The sequence below is a fragment of the Streptomyces griseorubiginosus genome (assembly GCF_036345115.1).
GTDB classification, from domain to species: Bacteria; Actinomycetota; Actinomycetes; order Streptomycetales; family Streptomycetaceae; genus Streptomyces; species Streptomyces griseorubiginosus_C.
Genome location: NZ_CP107766.1, coordinates 7978509 through 8000371, shown reverse-complemented (window position 1 = coordinate 8000371; position 21863 = coordinate 7978509). Strand labels below are relative to the sequence as shown.

At 71.7% G+C, this 21863-nt stretch carries 16 protein-coding genes; 3 read left to right on the top strand and 13 right to left on the bottom strand.

Annotation, left to right across the window (positions count from 1 at the left end):
• Positions 1-28: 28 nt before the first annotated feature.
• From OHN19_RS36155 to OHN19_RS36125, 7 genes are all read right to left on the bottom strand, one after another.
• Positions 29-817 (bottom strand): carbon-nitrogen hydrolase family protein, encoded by a 789-nt coding sequence (locus OHN19_RS36155; protein WP_330268221.1) that lies wholly within the window; start codon positions 815-817, stop codon positions 29-31.
• Positions 818-932: 115 nt separating this feature from the next.
• Complete coding sequence (locus OHN19_RS36150) at positions 933-2156, bottom strand: MFS transporter (RefSeq protein WP_330294135.1); 1224 nt, start codon at positions 2154-2156, stop codon at positions 933-935.
• A 105-nt stretch (positions 2157-2261) separates the two neighbouring features.
• A complete protein-coding gene (locus tag OHN19_RS36145; RefSeq protein ID WP_330268219.1) occupies positions 2262-3680 on the bottom strand; it encodes an HAD-IA family hydrolase in 1419 nt (472 codons plus the stop codon).
• 37 nt (positions 3681-3717) lie between these two features.
• On the bottom strand, positions 3718-4788 hold the full coding sequence (locus OHN19_RS36140; RefSeq protein WP_330268218.1) for an ABC transporter ATP-binding protein: 1071 nt from the start codon (positions 4786-4788) through the stop codon (positions 3718-3720).
• Between the two features lie 3 nt (positions 4789-4791).
• Complete coding sequence (locus OHN19_RS36135; RefSeq protein ID WP_330268217.1) at positions 4792-5604, bottom strand: ABC transporter permease; 813 nt, start codon at positions 5602-5604, stop codon at positions 4792-4794.
• Entirely contained in the window at positions 5592-6491 is a 900-nt protein-coding gene (locus OHN19_RS36130) for an ABC transporter permease (RefSeq protein ID WP_330268216.1), read from the bottom strand. Before OHN19_RS36130 ends, OHN19_RS36135 begins: the two co-directional genes overlap by 13 nt.
• Positions 6488-7642, bottom strand: a complete 1155-nt coding sequence (locus OHN19_RS36125) for an ABC transporter substrate-binding protein (protein ID WP_330268215.1) — start codon at positions 7640-7642, stop codon at positions 6488-6490. Before OHN19_RS36125 ends, OHN19_RS36130 begins: the two co-directional genes overlap by 4 nt.
• 215 nt (positions 7643-7857) lie before the next feature.
• Between OHN19_RS36125 and OHN19_RS36120 the strand changes: the two genes are divergently transcribed.
• Together OHN19_RS36120 and OHN19_RS36115 are read left to right on the top strand one after the other, a co-directional pair.
• Positions 7858-8598 (top strand): GntR family transcriptional regulator, encoded by a 741-nt coding sequence (locus tag OHN19_RS36120; protein WP_330268214.1) that lies wholly within the window; start codon positions 7858-7860, stop codon positions 8596-8598.
• A gap of 11 nt (positions 8599-8609) precedes the next feature.
• The gene (locus OHN19_RS36115) at positions 8610-9068 is read left to right on the top strand and encodes a hypothetical protein (protein ID WP_330268213.1); all 459 of its coding nucleotides are present in this window, start codon (positions 8610-8612) and stop codon (positions 9066-9068) included.
• On the opposite strand, the gene OHN19_RS36110 is transcribed toward OHN19_RS36115, so the two are convergent.
• The 3 genes from OHN19_RS36110 to OHN19_RS36100 form a co-directional block, all read right to left on the bottom strand.
• A complete protein-coding gene (locus OHN19_RS36110) occupies positions 9061-9513 on the bottom strand; it encodes an Lrp/AsnC family transcriptional regulator (protein WP_020117426.1) in 453 nt (150 codons plus the stop codon). The genes OHN19_RS36115 and OHN19_RS36110 overlap by 8 nt on opposite strands.
• 10 nt (positions 9514-9523) lie before the next feature.
• The gene (locus OHN19_RS36105; protein ID WP_330268212.1) at positions 9524-10981 is read right to left on the bottom strand and encodes an amino acid permease; all 1458 of its coding nucleotides are present in this window, start codon (positions 10979-10981) and stop codon (positions 9524-9526) included.
• A 198-nt stretch (positions 10982-11179) separates the two neighbouring features.
• Complete coding sequence (locus tag OHN19_RS36100; RefSeq protein WP_330268211.1) at positions 11180-12646, bottom strand: GuaB1 family IMP dehydrogenase-related protein; 1467 nt, start codon at positions 12644-12646, stop codon at positions 11180-11182.
• A 14-nt stretch (positions 12647-12660) separates the two neighbouring features.
• On the opposite strand from OHN19_RS36100, the gene OHN19_RS36095 reads away from it, so the two are divergent.
• The gene (locus OHN19_RS36095; RefSeq protein ID WP_330268210.1) at positions 12661-15747 is read left to right on the top strand and encodes a helix-turn-helix transcriptional regulator; all 3087 of its coding nucleotides are present in this window, start codon (positions 12661-12663) and stop codon (positions 15745-15747) included.
• Here the strand turns inward: OHN19_RS36095 and OHN19_RS36090 are convergent.
• The 3 genes from OHN19_RS36090 to OHN19_RS36080 are packed head-to-tail and all read right to left on the bottom strand — an operon-like array spanning position 15737 to position 21863.
• Positions 15737-16750 carry a hypothetical protein gene (locus OHN19_RS36090; RefSeq protein ID WP_330268209.1) on the bottom strand — a complete coding sequence of 338 codons (1014 nt, stop codon included), beginning with the start codon at positions 16748-16750 and terminating at the stop codon, positions 15737-15739. The two genes, OHN19_RS36095 and OHN19_RS36090, sit on opposite strands and share 11 nt — an antisense overlap.
• Positions 16750-18606, bottom strand: coding sequence for a hypothetical protein (locus tag OHN19_RS36085; RefSeq protein ID WP_330268208.1), 1857 nt, complete (start codon positions 18604-18606; stop codon positions 16750-16752). The genes OHN19_RS36090 and OHN19_RS36085 overlap by 1 nt, the downstream gene beginning before the upstream one ends.
• A complete protein-coding gene (locus OHN19_RS36080; protein WP_330268207.1) occupies positions 18603-21863 on the bottom strand; it encodes a hypothetical protein in 3261 nt (1086 codons plus the stop codon). The genes OHN19_RS36085 and OHN19_RS36080 overlap by 4 nt, the downstream gene beginning before the upstream one ends.

The following is a 21863-nucleotide window of genomic DNA, read 5'->3' as shown; positions in this document are numbered from 1 at the left end:
ACGAGGGACCCGTGGGCGAGCGGGTGGGTCAGACGAGGGAGCCGTAGAGGCCGGGCCTGCGGTCCGTCAGATACGGGTTGGCCTCGCGGGAGGCGGCGAGGAGGGCGGGGTCGAGGTCGGCGAGGACCAGCTCCTCACCGCGCCCGGCGCGGGCCCGGGCCACCCCGTCGGGTCCGGCCAGCACGGAGAGCCCGACGAAGTCGAAGTCCCCTTCCTGGCCGACCCGGTTGACGTAGGCGACGTACATCTGGTTCTCCCAGGCCCGCACCGGCACGAGGGACTCGGCGACGAACTGGAAGGGGTGCATCTGGGCCGTGGGGACGATCAGGAGGTCCGTGCCGGCGAGGGCGTGGGCGCGGACGTTCTCCGGGAACTCGACGTCGTAGCAGATCATCAACCCGACGCGCAGGCCGCCCAGTTCGGCCTGGACCACCGGCTGTTCCCCCGCCGTGAAGTGGTCGCGTTCGAAGCAGCCGAAGAGGTGGGTCTTGCGGTAGCCGGCGAGGCGGGTGCCGTCGGCGGAGATCAGCTGGGCGGAGTTGTGGACGGTGTCGCCGCAGCGCTCCGGGTAGCCGTACGCGATCGCGAGGCCGTGCCGGGAGGCGATCTCCGCGACGGCGTCCGCGCCGTCCCCGTCGGCCGCCTCGGCGAGTCGGCCGATGTCGTCGCCGATCGCGTACCCGGTGAGGAACATCTCCGGAGCGGCCAGCAGCGCGGCACCCGCGGCGGCGGCCCTGGCCGCGGCCTCGTCGAGGACCTTGAGGTTCCCCTCGACGGAGCCGGGGCGGCCGGAGCTCTGGAGCAGGGCGGTGCGCATGCGTGATCCTCACCGGGCGGAAGGTGGATGTGGGGGCCACGGAGCGGGCCATATAGAAGGTACGGGCGGCTCACCGGCGCGAACAAGAAGGAGCCGTTGCGCGCCGGTGAGCGGTTCATTGCGTGCGGAGGCGGTCCTCCGGCGATTCGTTGCGCGGACGTCGGCGTCCCCGGGACAGCACCAGCGCGGTGACCAGATACGGCACGGACAGGATCACGAAGACCGTGCTGTGCGCCAGCGACGCGCCGAGCAGCGTGTACACGCCGAACACGGCGACCGTGACCAGCTCGGTGCCCAGGCTCGCCACCGAGGTCAGGGTGGCCCGCCGGGCGTCGTCGATGCGGTGCTGGAGGCGGACGTCGGCGAGCACCTCGGCCAGCTGGAAGCCGGCGAAGGCGAGGCCGACGAGGGCGATACCGGCCGGGGTGCGGGCCCCGGCTCCCACGGCCAGGGCGAGTGCGGCCCCGGCGATCAGGGCGGCGAGGCCCCGGGTGCCGAGGCGTTCGGCGGGCCCGGCGAACAGGCTGCCGAGGGTGACGGCAGCCCAGACCAGCAGGACCAGCCAGGGCACGGTGGTGTCGGCCACGCCGAGGTCGCGGATCAGCAGCGACACGTACTCGTCGAGCGCGCCCCACACCGCGGCGACGGCCGGGATCAGCAGCAGAGCGCCCCGGACGGTCCGGTCGCCGCGGGCCTCGGCGACCCCGGCCCGCAGGGTCGCCGACCAGCTGGTGCTGCCCTTGCCGGCCGGCACCCGGTGTTCCGGCAGCCGGGTCGCCGTGAGCGCGGCCAGCAGACAGGCCAGGACGCTCGCGGCGCCCACGGACGGGTAGCCGCCGAGCGCGAGGACCGGCCCGGCGAGGCCCATCGCGGCCACCGTGGCCAGCAGCCGGGCCGCCCGGGTGCGCCCCATCACGCGCGCGTACCGGTCGGCGGCACCGAGCCGTTCCATCTCGTCGTAGACCAGCGCCTCCAGCGAACCGGAGCCGAGGGCCCCGCCGGCGCCCCACAGGACGAATCCCAGCGCGAACGCGCCGTACGACGGCACGGTCACCCACAGCGCGAAGCCGGCCGCGGTGAGCAGCGGGCCGATCCACAGCAGCCGGCGCCGCGAGACGGTGTCGGCCCAGGCCCCGGAGGGCACCTCCAGGACGACGGCCGTGAGGGACCACAGGGCGAACAGCGAGGAGATCTGCCACAGCGGCAGGCCGGTGTCGGCGAACAGCAGCGCGTACACCGGGTAGAGCAGGACGAGGTCGTCGAGGAACGCGTAGCCGTACAGCGTGGTCGTCAGCCGGCGGACGCCGGTCGCGGGCACACGTGCGGGTGAGAGTGTCATGAGGCCTTCCCGGAAGGGCGGTTCGGACGTCGTGGGTACGGCGTCCGAGGCGGCCCTCGGGAGGCGCGGCTGGTGGATCAATGTCGCCAGGTCATGTCACCGATGCTAGACAGTTCCCGGCCCGCTGCCCAGCGAAAATGTGGTGATCACGGCGGCGTGGTCGGAGGGCCAGTCGTTGTCCTCGACATCCGGCCAGGTCCGCGGGGTGCCACTGACGTACGTCCGGGAGTCGAGGACCTTCAGTCCCCGGTGCAGCACGAAGTCGATGCGGTCCTGCGGCTCCGGCTCGGCGTGGACCGGGGACCAGGTGTGCCCCGGGTCGCGTAGGGCATCGGGACGCGCCTCCCGGTAGGAGTCACGGAAGCCGGCCTCCTCCGCCGCCTTGGTCACCGGCCACTCGACATCGGGCCAGTCCAGGTGGGAGGGGCAGTTGAAGTCGCCGACAAGCACGGCGGGCGCCGCGTCCCCGATCCGGCGCAGGGTGTCCCGCAACTGCCCGAGCCGCACCTCCTCGTGGGCGAGGCGGGCGAGCGGTTCGGACGCGTAGGGCCCGTACCGCTCGTAGTCGAGGTGCGCGGTCCACACCTCGACCTCCCGGTCCCCTACGGCGATCCGCGCGCCGGCGGCTCCGTAGAAGCCGACGTCCGGGTCGCCCAGCACGGCGGTGATCGGGTACCGGCTGATGATGCCGAGGTTCGACCCGGCGCGGTGGTGGTGCCAGCCCAGCGCCTCGGCGAGCTCCTCGGCGGCACTGCCGTACGTCTCCTGGAGTCCGACCACGTCCACGCCGGTCTCGGCGATGACCTTGAGCTGCTTGGCGCGGTGGTCGTGGACCTTGGTGCCGCCGTACCAGAGGTTCCAGGTCATCACGCGGAGCCGGTACGGCAGCAGGGCGCGCAGTCCGGCCACGGTGACGCCTTCCAGTCCGGGCAGGACCGTACGGCCCGGGGCCGCCTCGACGGGGGCCAGCGAGGGCACCGCGAGGACCGCGCAGCCGGCCGCCTCGGCGGAGCGGACGCCGGTCTCCGTGTCCTCGACGGCGACACAGCGCGCGGGGTCCACGCCGAGGGCCCGGCAGGCGGCGAGGTAGGGGTCGGGGGCGGGTTTGGTGTGCTCGGTGTCGTCGGCGGTGACGGAGACGGCGAACCGGCTCGCGCCGCCCAGGGCTTCGAGGACGGTGTCGGCGACCGACCGGGGAGAGGCTGTCACGAGGGCGGTGGGGACGCCCTCGCGGGCCAGCGCGTCGAGCAGGTCGAGGGCGCCGGGGCGGGGCACGACACCGGTGCGGACGCGGTCGGCGAACTCCCGGTGCAGGGTGTCGGCGAGGTCCGCGGCCGGGGTGCCGGTGGCCGCGGCCAGCCAGGCGGCGGTGTGCTCGACCGGGCGGCCGAGCACGTCCGGCCGGTCCGCCTCGGTCAGCGGACGTCCGGCGACCTCCTCCACCGCCTCCCACCAGAGCCGCTCGGTGTCGACGAGCGTGCCGTCCATGTCGAACAGGACGGCCTGGAGCGGGAGTCGAGTCACAGCGGTCTCTTTCGTGGGGGGATTCGTACGAGGGGGATCAGGGGGTGCGTCGTTCCGCCACCAGCACCGGCCGCTCGGGCAGCGACACGCTCACCGGGGCGCCGGCGGTCAGCTCGGCGGACTCGTGGGCGGGCAGGTCGGCCTTGACCTCGGTGCCCTCGGCGAGCCGGACGGTGAGGCGGACGGACGCGCCCAGGAAGGACGTGGCGACCACCCGGGCCGTCCCGTCGGCCTCGGCCCGCACCCGTACGGCCTCGGGACGCACCAGTACGTCGACCTCGGTCGCGACCGGCACCGGGCCGTCGACGGGGAGCCGCTGTCCCAGCACCTCGACCGTGTCCTGGGCGAGCCGGCCGGGGATCCGGCTCATCGTGCCGACGAACTCGGCGACGAAGGCGGTGGCGGGACGGCCGTACAACTCACTGGGCGCCGCGCACTGTTCGAGCCGGCCGGCGTGCATCACGGCGACCCGGTCCGCCATGGACAGGGCCTCCTCCTGGTCGTGGGTGACGAAGAGGGTGGTGATGCCGAGTTCCTGCTGGAGGCGCCGGATCTCCTCACGGAGGCTGAGCCGCACCTTGGCGTCCAGCGCGGACAGGGGCTCGTCGAGCAGCAGAACGCGTGGGCGCAGGGCGAGCGCGCGGGCCAGCGCGACCCTCTGCTGCTGTCCGCCGGAGAGCTGGTGCGGGAACCGCCCGCCCTTGTCGGCGAGCCCGACGAGGTCCAGCAACTCCGCTGCCCTGGCCCGCCGTTCGGCGGTGCGGACCTTGCGCATGCGCAGTCCGAAGGCCACGTTGTCGCGGGCGTCGAGATGCGGGAAGAGGCTGTACGACTGGAAGACCATCCCGGCGTCCCGGCGGTGGGCCGGGACCCGGCTCACGTCCTCGCCGTCCACCAGCACCCGCCCGGAGTCGGGGTGTTCGAAGCCGGCGAGCATCCTGAGCGCGGTCGTCTTGCCGCAGCCGGACGGGCCGAGCAGGGCGAGGAGTTCACCCGGCCGCACGGTCAGGTCGAGTCCGTCGAGGGCGACGGTCGGGCCGAACTCCCGCCTGAGGCCCTGGAATTCGACGGTGGCCGCGGTCGTCTGGGTCGTGTCAAGAAGGGTCATGGGTCATCCCCGGGAAGCGGTACGGGTACGGCCGCCGAAGCCGGCCAGGACGAGGAGCAGCACCCAGGTCACCAGCAGGCTGAGCACGGACACGGCGACGGACAACTGGGCCTGCGAGCCGCTGACGTTGACGATCCACACCGCGAAGGGCTGGAAGCCCAGCAGCTGGGCCACGGTGAACTCGCCGAGCACCAGGGCCAGGGTGAGGAAGGAGGCGTTGAGCAGCGCGCCCCGCAGATTGGGCAGTACGGCTTGGACGAGGGCCTGCGGCCAGCCGGCACCGCAGCTGCGGGCGGCCTCGACGAGGGTGCGCACGTCGACGGCCCGCAGCCCGGCGTCCAGGGCCCGGTACACGAAGGGCAGCGCCATCACGACGTATGCGAGGACGAGCACGAACGGGAAGTCGGGGTTCTGGATCGCCACGAAGGTCTCGAACAGCGGGGTGCGCGAGAGGTGGTCGGGGCCCCACTTGAGGACCGTGCCGATGCCGGCGACGAACGCGATCGGCGGGACGACCAGCGGCAGCGAGCACACCACCTCGACGACCGGCCTGAGCCGTGGGGCCCCGAGCCGCAGCGCGACCATGGCGGGCACCATCAGCAGCAGCACGACGGCGATGGTGGCCAGGGCCAGCTCCAGCGAGAGCAGCAGGCTGGAGACGAAGCCGTCGGTGGAGAAGATCTGGGTGTAGGCGTCGAAGGTGATCCCCTGCCCGGGCACGTCGACGGTGAAGACGACGGACGCGGCGAGCGGCACCAGGAAGTACAGCCCGGCGAGGCCGAGCACACCCCACCGCCACGGGTTCAGGCGAGCCATCGGGCGCTCCTTCGCTGAAGGGGCAGGTACACGGCCATCACCAGGCCGGCGACCAGGACCATGTCGAGGCTGAGGGCGAGCGCCACGTTCTCCTGGCCGACGAGGACGTTGCCGGAGATCGCGTCGGCGATCTGGAGGGTGACCAGCGGGATCGAACTGCCCACCATCGCGGCGGCGGTGGCGTACGCGGCGAAGGCGCTGCCGAAGAGCAGCACGAACCCGCCGAGCAGCGTGGGCAGCAGGACGGGCAGGGCCACGAAGCGCCAGTACTGCACGGCCGTCGCCCCGTTGTTCTGGGCGGCCTCGCGCCACTGGGCGCGCAGCCCGTCCAGGGCCGGGGTGATGGTGAGGACCATCAGCGGGATCAGGAAGTACAGGTAGACGATGACCAGGCCCCAGAAGCTGTAGAGGTCCCAGCCCTTGTCGGTGAGGCCCAGATGCCGGGTCAGGACGCCCGCGTTGCCGAGGGTGGCGACGAAGGCGAAGGCCAGCGGGACCCCGCCGAAGTTGGCGAGGACCCCGGAGGCGGTGAGCACGGCCTCGCGCAGGGCGCGGAAGCGGGAGGTCACCACGGCCTGGGCGAGCGGCAGTCCGACCAGGGTGCCGAGGGCGGCGGACACGGCCGACAGCTTCACGCTGCCGAGCAGTGCGGTGAGGTAGGCGCCCTTGAGGGAGGCCGTCAGGTTGTCGACGGTGTACGAAGTCGCCCCGGTGGCCGGGTCCTTGGCGGTGAAGGCGCCGTCGAGCATGGCGACGGCCGGGAGTCCGAAGGCGACCGCGACGAACGCGAGCAGCGGGACGACGGCGAGCCAGCCGAGGGCACGGCGCCGCCGCTGCGCCGGAGCGGCGGTCGCCGTGTCGTCGACCCGTGGGAGGGTGGTCGTCATCCGGAGACGGCCTTCGCCCAGCCCCCGGCGATGACCGTCTTGGCCTTGTCCTGCTGGGCCTCGGTCGGGAAGGACGGGGTGCCGGAGACCTGGGGCAGCTTGGCGGCGGCCGCCTTGTCGAGGGTGCCGGCCTTCTCCATGGCGGTCATCAGGGCCGGGCGGGCGTAGCCCTTGAGCCACAGGTTCTGGCCCTCGGTGCTGTAGAGGTACTCCTGCCACAGGCGGGCGGCCGCGGGGTGCGGGGCGTCCTTGTTGATGGCCTGGGAGTAGTACTGCGAGAACTCGCCGTCGCTCGGGACCGCGACCTTCCAGTCGACGCCCTTGGACTTGAACTCGTCCGCGTACCCCGCGTTCAGGTAGTCCCAGTCGATGCTGATCGGCGTCTCGCCCTTCTCGACGGTGGCCGGGGTCGACTCGACGGGGGTGTAGTTGCCGTTCTTCTTCAGCTTGGCGAAGAAGTCCAGGCCGGGCTGGATGTCGTCGAAGGAACCGCCGCTCGCGAGCGCGGCCGCGTAGACCCCGCCGAAGGCCGAACCGGACTTGGTGGGGTTGCCGTTGAGGGCGACTCGGCCCTTGTACTGCGGCTTGAGCAGGTCGGCGAAGGTGGTGGGGCAGGTCTTGACCCGCTTGGCGTCGCAGCCGATGGAGATGTAACCGCCGTAGTCGTTGTACCAGCGGGCCTGCGCGTCCTTCTGCCCGGTGGGGATGTCGGCGTACGAGGCCACCTTGTACGGCGCGAGCAGGCCCTGCTGGGCGGCGCTGAGCGCGAAGGAGGAGCCGAGGTCGAGGACGTCCGGCGCGCGGTCCTGCCCCTTCCTGGACGTCACGGCGTTGATCTCGTCCTGGCTGGAGCCGTCGGGGTTCTCGACGGAGATCTTAATGCCGTACTTCTTCTGGAAGCCGTCGATCAGGGCACCGTAGTTGGCCCAGTCGCGGGGCAGCGCGATGGCGTTGAGCGTGCCCTCCTTCTTCGCGGCGGCGACCAGCTTGTCCAGGCCGCCGAAGTCCGCGGCGGAGCCGGCGGTGGCGGCGCTCTTGCCGTCGGCGGTGCTCGACGCGGTGTCGGGGGCGGCGCCACAGGCGCTCAGGGCGAGGGCGGCAAGGGTGGCGAGAACACCGAGGGCGGCGCTTCTCGGCAGGGACACGGTCACGGCTACTCCAGGGGACGCGCGAGGGTGCAGGTGCCAAAGGGAGGAAACTTGTCTGAACAAGTTGGCCCCAGTAAGGCGGGCGATGGTGTCCCACCGGTAAACACTGGCGAAACGCTGGCCCCCGAATTCCCGCACAATCCGGACCCCCAGCGCAGCTCTCGAAATCTCGACTACGCTGGTCACGCTGTGCACAGCGATCGACTCAGAGGGGAAGCATGGCGGCGCGACACGAGGAGATCGCCGACGAACTGCGCCGGGCGATCGACCGCGAGGAGTACACCGTCGGCAGTCTGCTGCCCGCCGAGACGGAGCTCGCGGCGCACTACGGCGTCTCGCGCGGAACGGTCCGCCAGGCGGTCGCCACGCTGACCGCCGAGGGACTCATCGGCTCCCGCCAGGGCGCCCGCCGCGTGGTGCTCGCCAGCCGCCGCAGCCAGAGCTTCGCGGAGCTCAGGAGCTTCGCGGAATGGGCGCGGGCGATGGGCCGGGAGGCGACCGGGCAGGTGGTCGAGCAGGAGTACCGTCCCGCGTCGAAGGAGGACTCGATCCGCCTCCAACTGCCCGTCGGCACACCGGTGCTGCACGTCCTGCGGGTCCGCGGCCTGGACGGTGAACCGGTGTTGCTGGAGCGCACGGTGTACGCCGACTGGATCTCCCCGACCGTCGGGACGATCGAGCCGGACTGCCCCTCGGTCACCCAACGCCTGTACGACGACATGGGGTTGGTCTTCGCCTATGGCGAGCACGTCATCGACGCGGTGGCGGCGGGGGCGCGGGACGCGGAACTGCTGGACGTCCGCCGCACCAGCCCGCTCCTGCGGGTCCGCCGGGTCACCACGACCCGCGAGGGCCGCCCGGTGGAGTGGTCGGACGACCGCTACCGTTCCGATGCGGTGAGCTTCAGCGTGCACAACTCGATCGGCAACAACGCGCTGGCCCGGAAGACGGCCGACTGAAGGAGGCTCTCATGGAGATCGCCACTCTCCCGCACGTCGACGAGCACACAGAGATCGTGACGGCGGAGGCCCACACGGTCTGGCGGGGCCTCGGCGAAGTCCTGGACCGTTCCTTCTCCGAGGGCCGATTCGCCGGCTACGCGAGCCTGGTGGGCTGTCCGGACCGGGCGGCGGCGGGGCCGCGTCCGATGGCCGAGGGGTCGGCCTACCCGGGCTTCCACGTGGCGTCCGCCGACCCGGACCGGGAGCTCGTCCTGGTCGGCCGCCACTACTTCTCGACGTACGCCCTGGTCTTCCGGCTCGACCAGGCCGGTCCCGGGCAGATCCGGCTGCGGGCCGAGACTCGGGCGCGGTTCCCCGGCCCGATCGGCGCCCTCTACCGACTGCTCGTCATCGGTACCCGCGGACACGCGTTCTCGGTACGGCGCCTGCTGGCGACGGTCCGGCGGCAGGCCGAACACGTCAGGTAGGCGAACCCGAGGAGAAGCGGCGCAGCAGCGGGGAGAGCACCAGCACCGACTTGGTGCGCTCCACGAAGGGCTCGCCCGCGATCCGCTCCAGGACCCGTTCGAAGTGCCGCATGTCCGAGGCGAAGACCTGCACCACCGCGTCTGCGTCACCGGTGACGGTGGAGGCGGCCACGACCTCCTGGTAGCGCTCCAGGCCCCGCTGGATGGTCTCCGGGGAGGTGTTGCGCCGGCAGTAGATCTCGACGAACCCCTCGGTCTCCCAGCCGAGGGCCGCCGGGTCCACCCGTACGGTGAAGCCGGTGATGGCTCCGGTGGCGCGCAGCCGGTCCACGCGCCGCTTCACGGCGGGCGCGGACAGACCGACGATCTGCCCGATGTCCGCGTAGGAGCGGCGGGCGTCCTCAGCGAGGGCGTGCACGATGCGTTCGTCGAGATCGTTCAGCACGGTGGGTGGATCAGCTTTCGGGTGTTGCGAGTCGGGAACGGCGATGGCCGTACACGAAGTAGAACACGAGCCCGACGGCCATCCAGACCCCGAAGACCACCCAGGTGACAGTGGACAGGCTGCCCATCATCCACACGCAGAAGCCGAAGCCCAGCGCCGGGAAGACCGGCGAGAGCGGGACACGGAAGGTACGGGGCATGTCGGGGCGGGTCCGGCGCAGCACCACGACGGCGATGTTGACCAGCGCGAAGGCGAAGAGCGTGCCGATGCTGGTGGCGTCGGCGAGCTGCCCGAGCGGGATCGCCGCGGCCAGCACCCCGCAGAACAGGGACACGATCACGGTGTTGGCCCGGGGCGCCCCGGTCTTCGGGTGGACGCGCGCGAACACCTTCGGCACGAGTCCGTCCCGGGCCATCGCGAAGAGGATGCGGGTCTGGCCGTAGAGCACGGTCAGGACGACGCTCGCGATGGCGATGACCGCGCAGAACGCCAGCAGGGTGCCCCAGAAGCTCTGCCCGGTCACCTCGCGCATGATCTGGGCGAGCGCGGCCTCGGAGTCGTTGAAGTGCTGCCAGGGCCGCGCGCCGACCGCGACGGCGGCGACGAGGACGTACAGGGCCGTCACGATGACCAGGGACAGCATGATCGCGCGCGGCAGGTCGCGCTGGGCGTTCTTCGCCTCCTCGCCGGCGGTGGAGGCGGCGTCGAAACCGATGTACGAGAAGAACAGCGTGGCACCGGCCGCGCTGACCCCGGCCATGCCTAGCGGCATGAAGTGCTCGTAGTTGCCCGAGCGGAAGCCCTGGACCCCGATCGCGCAGAACAGCACCAGTGCGGCGATCTTCACGACGACCATGACGGTGTTGGCGCGGGCGGACTCGCGGGCGCCGCCCAGCAGGAAGGCCATGGCGAGCAGGACGACTATGAGCGCCGGCAGGTTGAAGACGCCCCCGTCGCCGGGCGGGGCGGACAGCGCGTCCGGGATGGTGACGCCGATCGTCCCGTCGAGCAGCTCGTTCAGGTACTCGCCCCAGCCGACGGCCACGGCGGCGACCGAGACGCCGTACTCCAGGACCAGGCACCAGCCGCAGATCCAGGCGATCAGTTCACCCATGGTTGCGTACGCGTACGAGTACGAGGATCCGGAGACCGGGATGGTGCCGGCCAGCTCGGCGTAGGACAGGGCGGAGAACAGGGCGGTGAGTCCGGCGATCACGAAGGAGAGCGTGACGGCGGGGCCGGCCTTGGGGACCGCCTCGCCGAGCACCACGAAGATGCCGGTGCCGAGGGTGGCGCCGATGCTGATCATCGTCAGCTGCCACAGGCCCAGGGAGCGCCGCAGCGCCCCTCCCTCGCCCTGGCCGCCCTCGGCGACCAGGCGTTCCACGGGCTTGCGCCGCATGAGGCGGGCGCCGAGCCCCGTGGCCTGTGGGGTCCGCTGTTGCGGGGGTGCGCCTTGGTCGAGCACGCGCTGACTCCTTCGTCGCTGCAGGTGAGTACAGCGAAGCACCCTACGAGCCCGGACGTCACAGTCGTAATGCAGCAACCTTGCACGCACTCGCAAGATCGTTGCGTTCCGCAGGGAAGGGCGGCCCTTCGTTGCGCGCGCCCGTGACCGGGCATGCGAACGGCCCCCGCATCCAGGCGGGGGCCGCACGCGACGGGCCTAGCTCCAGCTGGCGTGCAGCGGCTTGCCCTCCGCGTAGCCCGCCGCGCTCTGGATGCCCACGACCGCCTTCTCGGCGAACTCCGCGAGCGAGTTCGCGCCGGCGTAGGTGCAGGAGGAACGGACCCCCGCGATGATCGAGTCGATCAGGTCCTCCACGCCCGGACGGGCCGGGTCGAGGAACATCCGGGAGGTGGAGATGCCCTCCTCGAACAGCGCCTTGCGGGCCCGGTCGTACGCCGACTCCTCGGACGTGCGGTTGCGGACGGCCCGCGCGGAGGCCATGCCGAAGGACTCCTTGTAGAGCCGCCCGTTCGCGTCCTGCTGGAGGTCGCCCGGCGACTCGTACGTGCCCGCGAACCAGGACCCGATCATCACGTTGGAGGCACCGGCCGCCAGCGCCATGGCGACATCGCGGGGGTGCCGGACACCGCCGTCGGCCCACACGTGCTTGCCGTACTTCTTCGCCTCGGCCGCGCACTCCAGCACGGCGGAGAACTGCGGGCGGCCGACGCCGGTCATCATGCGGGTGGTGCACATGGCGCCGGGGCCCACGCCGACCTTGATGATGTCGGCACCGGCCTCGACGAGGTCCCTGACGCCCTCCGCGGCGACGATGTTGCCGGCCACGATCGGGACCTGCGGGTCGAGCCCCCGGACCGTCCTGATCGCGGTGATCATCGACTCCTGGTGGCCGTGCGCGGTGTCGATGACGAGCGTGTCCACGCCCGCGTCGAGCAGCTGCTTCGCCTTGCCCGCCACATCGCCGTTGATGCCGACCGCGGCGGCGATCCGCAGCCTGCCCTGCGCGTCCACGGCCGGTGTGTACAGCGTGGCCCGGAGCGCGCCCTTGCGGGTGAGGATGCCGGCGAGCCTGCCGTCCGCGTCGACGGCCGGGGCGTAGCGGCGGTTGGCCGCGTCGAGCCGGTTGAAGGCCTCGCGCGGGTCGATGCCGGCGTCCAGGAGCAGCAGGTCGCGCGACATGACGACCTCCAGCTGGGTGAAGCGGTCGACACCGGTCAGGTCCTGGTCGGTGACGACACCGACGGGCCGGCCCGCCTCGTCGACGACCACCCCGGCGTTGTGCGCGCGCTTGGGCAGCAGGGCCAGCGCGTCGGCGACGGTCTGGTGCGGGGCCAGCACGATCGGGGTGTCCAGGACGTGGTGGCGGCTCTTCACCCAGGAGACGACCTCGGTGACGACCTCGATCGGGATGTCCTGCGGGATGACGACCAGGCCGCCGCGCCGTGCCATCGTCTCGGCCATGCGGCGCCCGGCGATGGCGGTCATGTTGGCGACGACCAGCGGGATCGTGGTGCCGGTCCCGTCCGGGGAGCTGAGGTCCACGCCCTGCCGCGAACCGACGGCGCTACGGCTCGGGACCATGAAGACGTCGTCGTAGGTCAGGTCGTACGGAACCGGAGGTGTTTCAACGTGTCGACCGGTGCTGGCCTCTAGGAAACGCATAGACCCACATTTTCATGCGAAATGTCGCAGGTCATTCCCACGAAGACACAGCAAAACACCCCCGCGATCATGTAATCCTCCGAAGAGGTGCGGGGGCTCCCGTGTCGGGCAGGAACCTGCCTTACAAAAAGACGTTACCCGAGCGTGCGAACGATCCGCGAACGCCCGTCCTCCCCTCGTCCGGAGGACGGCGGAAGGAGGAGTCCCGGCGCTACCGTGCGAAATGGGCGGGTGCGGGGCGGCCTGGTGACGGAGCCGGCCGGGACGACGGGGGGTGGCCTGTGCAGGGGTGGGACATCGAGAAGAGCGGGACGGCGGGCGGCGGCGGATACGCGGCAGGCCATGGCAGGGCGGGTGACCCGGGCGGGGAGGGATCCGCGCCGCGGCTTGCCGGACGCACGCAGGAGAGGACCGTGTTGCGGGACCGGCTGGGACGGGCTGCCGACGGGCTGCCCCAGATGGCCGTGGTGAGCGGGGAGGCGGGGATCGGCAAGACCGCGCTGGTCCGGGACCTCATGGGGTGGGCTTGCCGGGAGCGAGGTGCGGGACTGCTGGAGGCGAGTGGGGAGGAGAACGAGATCGGGCTGCCGTACGGGGTGTTGTGGCAGCTCGGCGGGGACGAGGAGGTGGCCACCGAAGCGGATCCGCTGGCCGCAGGTGCGTGGCTGTTGGAAATGCTCGGGCGTGCCCAGGAGCGGTGCACGGTGCTGGTGGTGTGCGTGGACGACGTGCAGTGGGCCGACACGCCGTCGCTGCATGCCCTGACCTTCGCCCTGCGGCGGCTGCGGGTGGACCGGGTACTGACGGTGCTCGCGGTGCGCGAGGAGACCGAGGCTCGACTGCCCACGGGGCTGCGTCGGTTGTTCTCGGACGACCGTACGGCTCGGCTGCCACTGTCCGGACTCAGTGCGTCCGCCTTGCGTGCGCTGCCCGGCACACCGCTGCCGACCCGGGCGGCGGAGCGGCTGCACGCGCACACGGGCGGCAATCCGCTGTACGCGGGGGCTGTACTGCGGCAGGTACCGGTGGATGTGCTGGTGGCGGACGGTCCGCTGCCGGTCCCGCGAGACCATGCGCTGCTGGTGGAGCGGGCGTTGGGGTCGTGCGGGGCGGGGGCGCGACGGTTGGTGGAGGCGGGAAGCGTACTGGGGGCAGCCTTCCCCCTGCACCGGGCCGCTCAACTGGCCGGTGAGGACGGCCGGGCGGACGCCGCGTTGCAGGAGGCGGTGGCCGCGGGGCTGCTTGTGGAACGCACGGTGGGCGGCAATCCGGAGTCGGCGTTCACGCACCCGCTGCTGCGGGCCGCAGTGTACCAGGGGCTCGGGCCCGGGCCGCGGATCGCACTGCATCGCGCGGCGGCGGCGTCGGCGGGGGACCAAGCGACCCGGCTGCGGCACCGAGTGGCGTCGTCGACCGGGCCGGATGCAGCGCTGGCGCAGGAACTCGCGGCCTGCGCCGATGAGTTGGGCACCGCCGGTGCGTGGGCCGCGGCTGCCGGACGGCTGCACGAGGCGGCTCGGCTGTCCCCCGGGTCCGGCGCCCGCGCGCGTCACCTGCTGGCCTGCGCCGAGGCGCTGCTCCTCGCCGGTGACGTGTCCCAGGCGCAGGCCATGGAGCCGGAACTGCTGCCGCTGCCCGACACCGCGCAACGCCGCTACGTCCTGGGCCGGCTGGCGCTGGTCTCGGGCCGTCAGGAGGAGGCCACGGTCCTGCTCACCGCCGCTTGGTACCGGCGCGGCTCCGACGACCCGCCGGGCCTGTCCTGCCGTGCCGCCGAACAACTCGCCTGGCTCGCGCTGATCCGCGGAGACGGCGTCGACGCAACCCGTTGGGCGTACCGCGCGACCGGCGCGGAGAGTGCCCGCGACGCGCTGGGGCTGGCACTCGCCTTGAGCGGGCGCCTGCCCGAAGGCCTGGCCCGGACCGCCGTGCGGGAACGGGGTCCGGCCGGAACGCCCGCCGATGGCAGCACGGACGCGCAGACCGCCGCCGCCTCCCGCTCCGGTCCTCCGGCCCCGCACGACGGCCTCTTCGCCCACGGAGTGCTGCGCCTGTGGTCCGGCCGCCCCGTCGAGGCCTGCAGGGTCCTTGCCCGGGCCCAGGACGCGCATCTGCGGCACGGTCCGGCCGGGCGGGGGCTGCTCGCACTGATCTTCCGTGCGGAGGCCGAGTTCCGGGCCGGGGAGTGGGACGCCGCCACGGCACACGCGGATCAGGCGGTGTCGCTGCTGGAGGACACCGATCAGCGGTGGCTGTCGGCGTTCGCACACGCCATCGCGGCGGCGCCACTGGCCGGACGCGGTGCGACCGAGGCGGCCCGGGTCCATGTCAGGGCGTCAGTGGCGTACGCGACGGAACTGGGGGATGCCAGCGACCGGACGTACGCGGCCTGCGCCCAGGCTCAGTTACGGATGGCGGCCGGGGACCCCGCGGGGGTGGTGGCAGCGCTGGAACCACTGGCCGGGCCGGGCCTCGGACACCGGGACAGCGTGGACGAGCCGGGGATCTTTCCCTGGCCGCCGCTCCTCGCCGAGGCGTTGGCCCACCTGGGCAGCCCTGACCGGGCCGCCGGCCTGCTGCACACGTACCGTCGGCGGGCCGAGGAGCGCGGGCACACCGCCGCACTGGCGGCGCTGGCGCGCGCCGAAGGCGCGCTGGCCGCCGCCAGGGGCGAACGGGACCGCGCCGAGGCCGCGTTCACCCGGGCCGTGGAGGACGCCGAAGGCCCCTGGGACGAAGGCCTCGCCCAGTATGCGCACGGCACCTGGTTGCGTCGCATCGGCCGCCGCTCCCGCGCGGCGCACGCACTGGAGACGGCGCGCGATCGGTTCAGCGAGCTGGCGGCCGTACCGTATCTCGACCGGTGTGCGAGGGAGTTGATCGCGTGCGGCCGACCGGCCGAGCGGCCGCCGCGCAACGAGTCCGGGCTCACGCCGCAGGAGCTGGCGGTTGCCCGGCTGGTGGCTTCAGGCCTCACCAACCGGCAGGTGGCCCGCGAGCTGCTGCTCAGCCCGAAGACGATCGAGTACCACCTGGGGCATGTGTACGCCAAGTTCGGCATCTGCTCACGGACCGCGCTCGCCCGGTGGTTCAGCGGCTGAGAAGTTTGTACAGGTCGCGGAGCCAGGGGATTTCGAGGTCGGCGTCGAGCAGCAGGTAGGGGTACTTCTGGTGGTACAGCCGAGGGACGAGTTCACGGACGGGCTGCTGCTCGCGGAGGCTGCCGACGATGAGGACCCGGTCCTCGACGTTGCGGCGGAACAGGACCTCCTCCTTGCGGACACCGACCGGGCGCCCGGAGGCCTGATCGGTCCAGCGCACCGCGTCGGCGCGGCGGACGCGGCCCTCGACCTCGAAGAGCTGGGCGGGGTCGACCTCGTGCAGCTTGAGTTCGTTGAGCAGCGAGAAGTAGTGGGCGACCGTCCTGTTGCCCACGGTGTACGTACTGGGCCACACCTGGTCGGTGGCGGGGCGCCAGCGGTTGCCCTCGTACAGCTCCAGGCGGACGGCGAGGGTGGGCTCGGCCAGGACTCCGCCTTCCAGGTGTACGAGGGTGCCGTCACCGCGGACGAACTCGGCGCCGCCGTCCGCGAGTTGCGTGGCCGCGCGGCTCCACTGCACATGGGCCTGCGCGCGGAGCGTGGTGACCACCCCGGGATGACGGGCGATCACCGATTCGCCGAGCAGGCCGACCAGCCGGTCGGTCCTGCGCGGAACGGCGAGCTGGGCCGCGGAGTAACGATGGAAACGCACCGCACGCTGGACGGCCCAGTCCTCGAAGGCTGCCGCCATCTCGTCCAGGCTGTTCAGGCCGACGTGACGGGGGTCCACACCAGCCTCCTTCAGAGCGTCCCGGAACGCGGCCCGGCCCCCGGGCGTGCCCTGTCCGGTGGACAAGAAGCGCAGGAGCGCGCCGGGCACACCGGTCACCAGGGCCCTGCGCCGGTCCGCGGACCGGGTGGTCCCGAACCCGCCCTTCCTGGAGCTGAGGACAGCGAGTCCCGCGTCCAGATGGGTGCGGTGCGCGAGATGGACCGGGGAGCTCGCGGTGATCCCGGGCGGCATGGCGGGTTTCTTGCCGCCGGACTTGGTGCCGCCGGCCATCAGCGCCCACCGCCGGGTCCCGAGCCGGCTTCCGCGGGGGAACCGCCCCCGCTCCCGGAGTCGGAGCCGCCCCCGGCCTCGCCGGCACTCCCGTTCCCGGCCCCGCCGCCGTCCTTGCGGTGGCCCCCGGTCCGGCCGGGAGAATCCGCTTCCCCAGGTTCCGGCTCCCCCTCACCGGCCGGATGAGCGGTCGTCATCAATGTGTCCAGATCCCCCATGAGGTCCCGGGCGTCGAGGGCCCTGCCCAGTGCCACAAGGCTGGCCCCGGCGAGCTGGGCGATCTGTTCGACAGCGATCTCGGTCAGGGTCTCGCCGAGCGCCCGCATCCGGAAGTCGGCGATCTGCCCGATCCTCGCGAGCTCGGCGAGTCCGAGTCTTGCGTCACCGTCCACCTGCACCGCCAGCAGCGGCGAGGTGTCGTACGCGCCTCGTACGACGGCGGACACCTGGTGGACGGCGACCGCCAGCCCCATCGCCGCGGCCCCGACACTGAGGGCGAGCACCAGCAGCCCGCCGACCGGCGCGAGGACCAGGGCGAGCACCGAGAGCAGCGCGGCGATCCAGCCGAGCCGCGCGAAGAACGACTCGTCCTGCGCCGTGCGCCGCTCCTCGGCCTCGATCCGCGCGGCGAGCGCGTCGCGGTAGCGGCAGGCGACCAGGCGGATCCAGTCGTCACCGTCGAACAGCGGGTCGTCGATCAGCGCGTCCCAGACGGGGAGCTGCAGCATGGGCGCCCAGCGCTCCCCGCCGGCGAGAGCGGCGGCGATCACCTGCCGCTCCGGGCCGGGGCCGGGCTCGTACACCGGCGCACCGGGGAGCTGGGGCGGTGGCAGTGCGCCGATCTGCCCGCCGGGCTTCACCGTGATGAGCCAACCCGACAGCGCTTTCAGGTGGTTGAGCGCCGTGACCAGGCGCTCGCCCAGCGTGGAGGCGAAGGTACTGCTGTCCATCATGCCGAGCGCGATCAGCGCGAGCGGACAGGTCTTGGTGAACAGGTCGGTCGCGGTCAGTTCGGAGACGATCGCTTGGTACCGCGCGATTTCCCGGTCGAAGGAGGCCAGCAGGGTCTCCGTCCGCCCCCGCGCACGTTGCTCCTCCGTCATCAGCCGGTTACTCAGCCCACCCCGTGCGACACGCTCGCGCCTGCCCGCCCGGTGGCCGATCTCCTCCAGATTCCGGGCGACAGCCCGCAGGCGGGCGTGGACCTCCTGCAGGAGGTCGTCATTGCCGATCCGGAACGTCGCCTCCATCCGGTGCACCATGTCCGGTTCGATCTCGTCGACCTCGAACTGTTTCAAGGTCTGCGCGGCCAGCCGCTCCGTCTCCCGCAACTGCCCGGTGAGCAGCTCCGCGGCCCTTGTCTCCAGCGGGATCAGCGCATCCCGCACCGCACGCCCCAGCAGCAGGACGGTGCGCGACACGAACAGTGCGGCACTCTCGTGCAAGGACGGGCGCGCACCCGCCGCCGCGGTCCTGATGCTCGGCGCCAAGGCCGACTGGTACGCCCTGCGCGCCACCAACCGCAGGGCGTCCCAGCCGTGTGCCGCGTACAGATAGGCGAGGCTGCCGAGCAGCGTGGCGTCCACGGTGATCCGGGTGCCGGGCGGCAGCGGGGTGGAGCGGACCTCACCGTCGTCGCTCTCCTTCGGGTCCCGGTACTCCTCGACCCGGTCCAGCCAGAGCACCGGGTGGGACGGCCACCGCCACGCCTTCCACGCTTCCTCGTACTCCGCGAGGAACCCCTCGTACAGCAGTTGGACGGCGGTCTCGCCCGGAGCGGGCGGACGGGTGCCGTCCTTCACGCCGCCACCGGACCCGTACGGCAGCCGGGGGTCGATCCGTACGAACATCGTCATGACCGCGCACCCCGCTCGTTCTCGGCCGAGAGGTCCGGCAGCGGGTCCTCGCTGTGGTGGAGGTGGACCAGGGTGGTGGGAACGGTGTACGTCCACGGGTCGCCTTCGGGTTCGCCGCCGCGCAGGTCGTCGGTGTGTTTGCGGATCTCGTCGTGGAGCGGCAGGAAGAGCGGGTCGCCGATGACCGGGGTGGGGCCGCCGGACCAGGGTTCGCGGGTGGCCAGGTAGTGCAGGACGGCGTCCTCGTAGCCAGGGGTGACGGCGACCAGGACGCGGGCCATGCCGGCCCGCAGGAAGGCGGCGAAGTCGGGGTCGGTGTCGTCCGAGCGGTTCATCAGCTCGATCCAGCGCGGCATCTCGGCCCAGAAGTACGGGTAGCAGAGATACGACAGATGCGGCCACTCGAAGGCCTGCTCCAGGAACTGGACGATCCGGCCGCGGCCCCGGGTCTCGGCGATGGCGAGCGTGGGCAGCTTCATCTCCGTGCCCTTTTCGTGGGTGAACTGCACCGCGGTCCGGCCTTCGAGGTTCTGTGCCTCCTTCACCTCGTAGCTGGTGTGCCACGGCGCCACGGTCCGCTCCTTCAGGGCGTCCAGGGTCAGGTCGACGAGCAGATCGTCCGAGGCGTCCGTGTCGAACTCCTTGGTGATCAGCGTCAGACAATGCTTCTTGATCTCCTCGTCCATGATCTGCCGGTTGGCGCCGCTGGGGCGTCCGCCGAGCAGTTCGTCCACGGTGACCGCCTTCACCTGGTCGATCCGGTCCTGGTACTCGGCGAGTTCGGCCTGGTACGTGGTGCGCAGTTCGGCGAAGTCGTCGTCCAGCCTCTTCTGCTCGGCGGCGAGCACCACGTGGTAAACGTTGCGCTGCCACTTCTCGTACAGCGCCTGCGGCCTGGTCAGTTCCAGCTCGATGTGGAACCAGTACTCCTGCAGGTACTCGCGGAACGCCGCGACGAAGGTGACGTGGTCATCGGTGAAGGTGATCGCTTCCTCGGGCGGGCCCGTGTGGCCGTTCCCGTGCCAGTACCTGATCGCCTCTTCCTTGTGGTAGAGCCGCCGCTGGTCGAGGAAGAGGGTGAAGCCGTTGGGGTGCTCCTTGTCGCTGTCACCACGGTAGGTGTGCTGCCAGTACGTGATCGCCTTGGTCAGCTGGTAGCCCTGGGCACCATCGATCACGCAGTCGAAGGCGAAGTACGGGTGGCGGGGTTCGTTGGGCACGTCCTTCCTGGAGAAGACGGCGTCCCGGCCGGTCGCGTCACGGAGCAGGCGGCGCCGGACAGGCGGCGGATACGGCAGGTGTTCCAGTTCGTACTCGGTGCGCAGCTTGTCGTACATCGCCTCGTCGATCTCCCCGCTCTTGAAGGGGAGTTCGGCTGCTGTGCGCAGCGGCTTCGGGGTGGGAGGCTGCGGCACGGCGAGGGTGTCGCCGTAGGACCGCAGTCGGGCGCGGATCCAGAACTCGGCGGGCTGCGGCACCAGGAACTCGAACATCAACCGCTTGCCGTACGAGTAGACCTGCGCGGTGTACTCCTTGTCGACCCAGCGGTACATGCCCGAGAGATGGCCGCCGCTGGTGTTGGTGAAGGTCTGGAGGTTCTTCTCCTCGGTCTCGAACCGCTTGACGGTGGAGCGCTGTGTGACGGTCTGGCTGGTGACCCGCTGCACCGCCTTGTCGATCACCTCGCGGGCGAAATTCTGCGCGGCCCGCCTGGTGTCGTCGGTGGAGCGCTGGTAGGACAGGCCCGCCCCCACGGTGGCGACCACCATGTCGTTCTTGTAGGAGACCGAGGCGTTGGCGGTGATGCCGAGCTGTGACTTCACCACCTCCTCCGCCTCCTTCTTGATCTCCATGCGCTGGGTGGACTGGGTCTCCCGGGAGCTCTCCTCGCCCCGCGTGACGGTACTGGCGAAGGTCTCGTCGGTACGTTCGAGGCGGCGATGGGTGCGGGTCTTGCGTTCTCCCTTGAGGACGTTGTGGATGTGCGAGATCTCGCCCGGCCGGTACGCGGTCAACCGCTGCCGTACGACCTTGAGATCGCCGATCCCGATGGGCCGCAGGTCATTGAAGGGGGTGGTGTGGCGGAAGAGTCGGGCGAAGACCGGGTGGACGACAGGGGTGGCGTCGGCGGTCTGCAGGAACCGGGCGGTGTCACCGTCGGGGAGCAGCGGGAACCCGTCGGGCGGGCCGCACAGGGTCCACCCACGCAAGCCCGGGTGGTCGGCGGCGAGCGCGGCGAGCAGGGCACGCTCGGCGCCGTCGACGCGGCCGCTCCGTACGGACTCGGCCACCACCTGGTCGAGGGCGAGGGCCTCCAGGACATGCAGGGTGCGCAGACCGGCGATGAGGTGCTCCAGGGAGAGCGCGGGCGCGACGCGACGCAGTACGTACAGGCGGTACAGGGCGTCGAAGAAGGTGCGCTTGGCGTTCCGGTAGGCGCTGGTGTGGCCGCCGTCGGCAGCGAGGACGAGGTCGCGCAGGCGGGTACGGAAGAGGGCCTCCAGGGCGGTGGTGAGGCGGTCGAGATCGAAGGCCTCGCGTTCGCGGTCGAGGAGCGGACGGGCGGCGGCGATCTCGCGCAACAGGGCCTGCGGCGGCAGCAGTTCCAGCCGGTCGGTGACCAGGTGCTCTTTGCCGCCTCGGATGATGCGGGTGTAATGGTCGAGGTGTTCGAGAGGGTACGGCACGAGGACCGGGCCGTGGGTGTAGACACCGCCCGGGGCGCAGGGGTCGGCGTGCACGGTACCTTCGGCGAGGAGGGCGTCGACGAGGGCGGCCAGGCGTTCGGCCTCGGTGCGGGGCTGATCCACGCAGGGTGCGTCGGCAGGGCGGTGATCCGGGGCAGGGTCATCCGTGGTGCTCTGGTCCACGGTGATGTCACTCATCACCTCCGGAGTCCGGCCGCCGACCGTGGCGGCCTCGACCATCCCGGTGCCTTGCGGCACTCGACGGTCGATGACCTCGCCGGCCGTGGCGGGCCCGGTCACGGCGCCGTCGTCCGTGACGCCGCCGCCCGTGGTGCCGTCCTGCGTGTCGTTCTTCTCGGGGCAGCAATGCACGGCCGTGTGGACGATCCGGCCCACGCGTGACGGGGACTTCTCGGTGTGCAGGTCGACGGCAGCGCGGCGGACCACGTTCTGGTCGGGTGAGACCAGAGTGTCGTCGTGGATGTATCGGCGGCGCAGTGCGGGTGACGGCACCGTCTCCGGAGCGCGCAGCACCATGAACGTGAGGACGGGTTCCTGGTCGGTGGACAC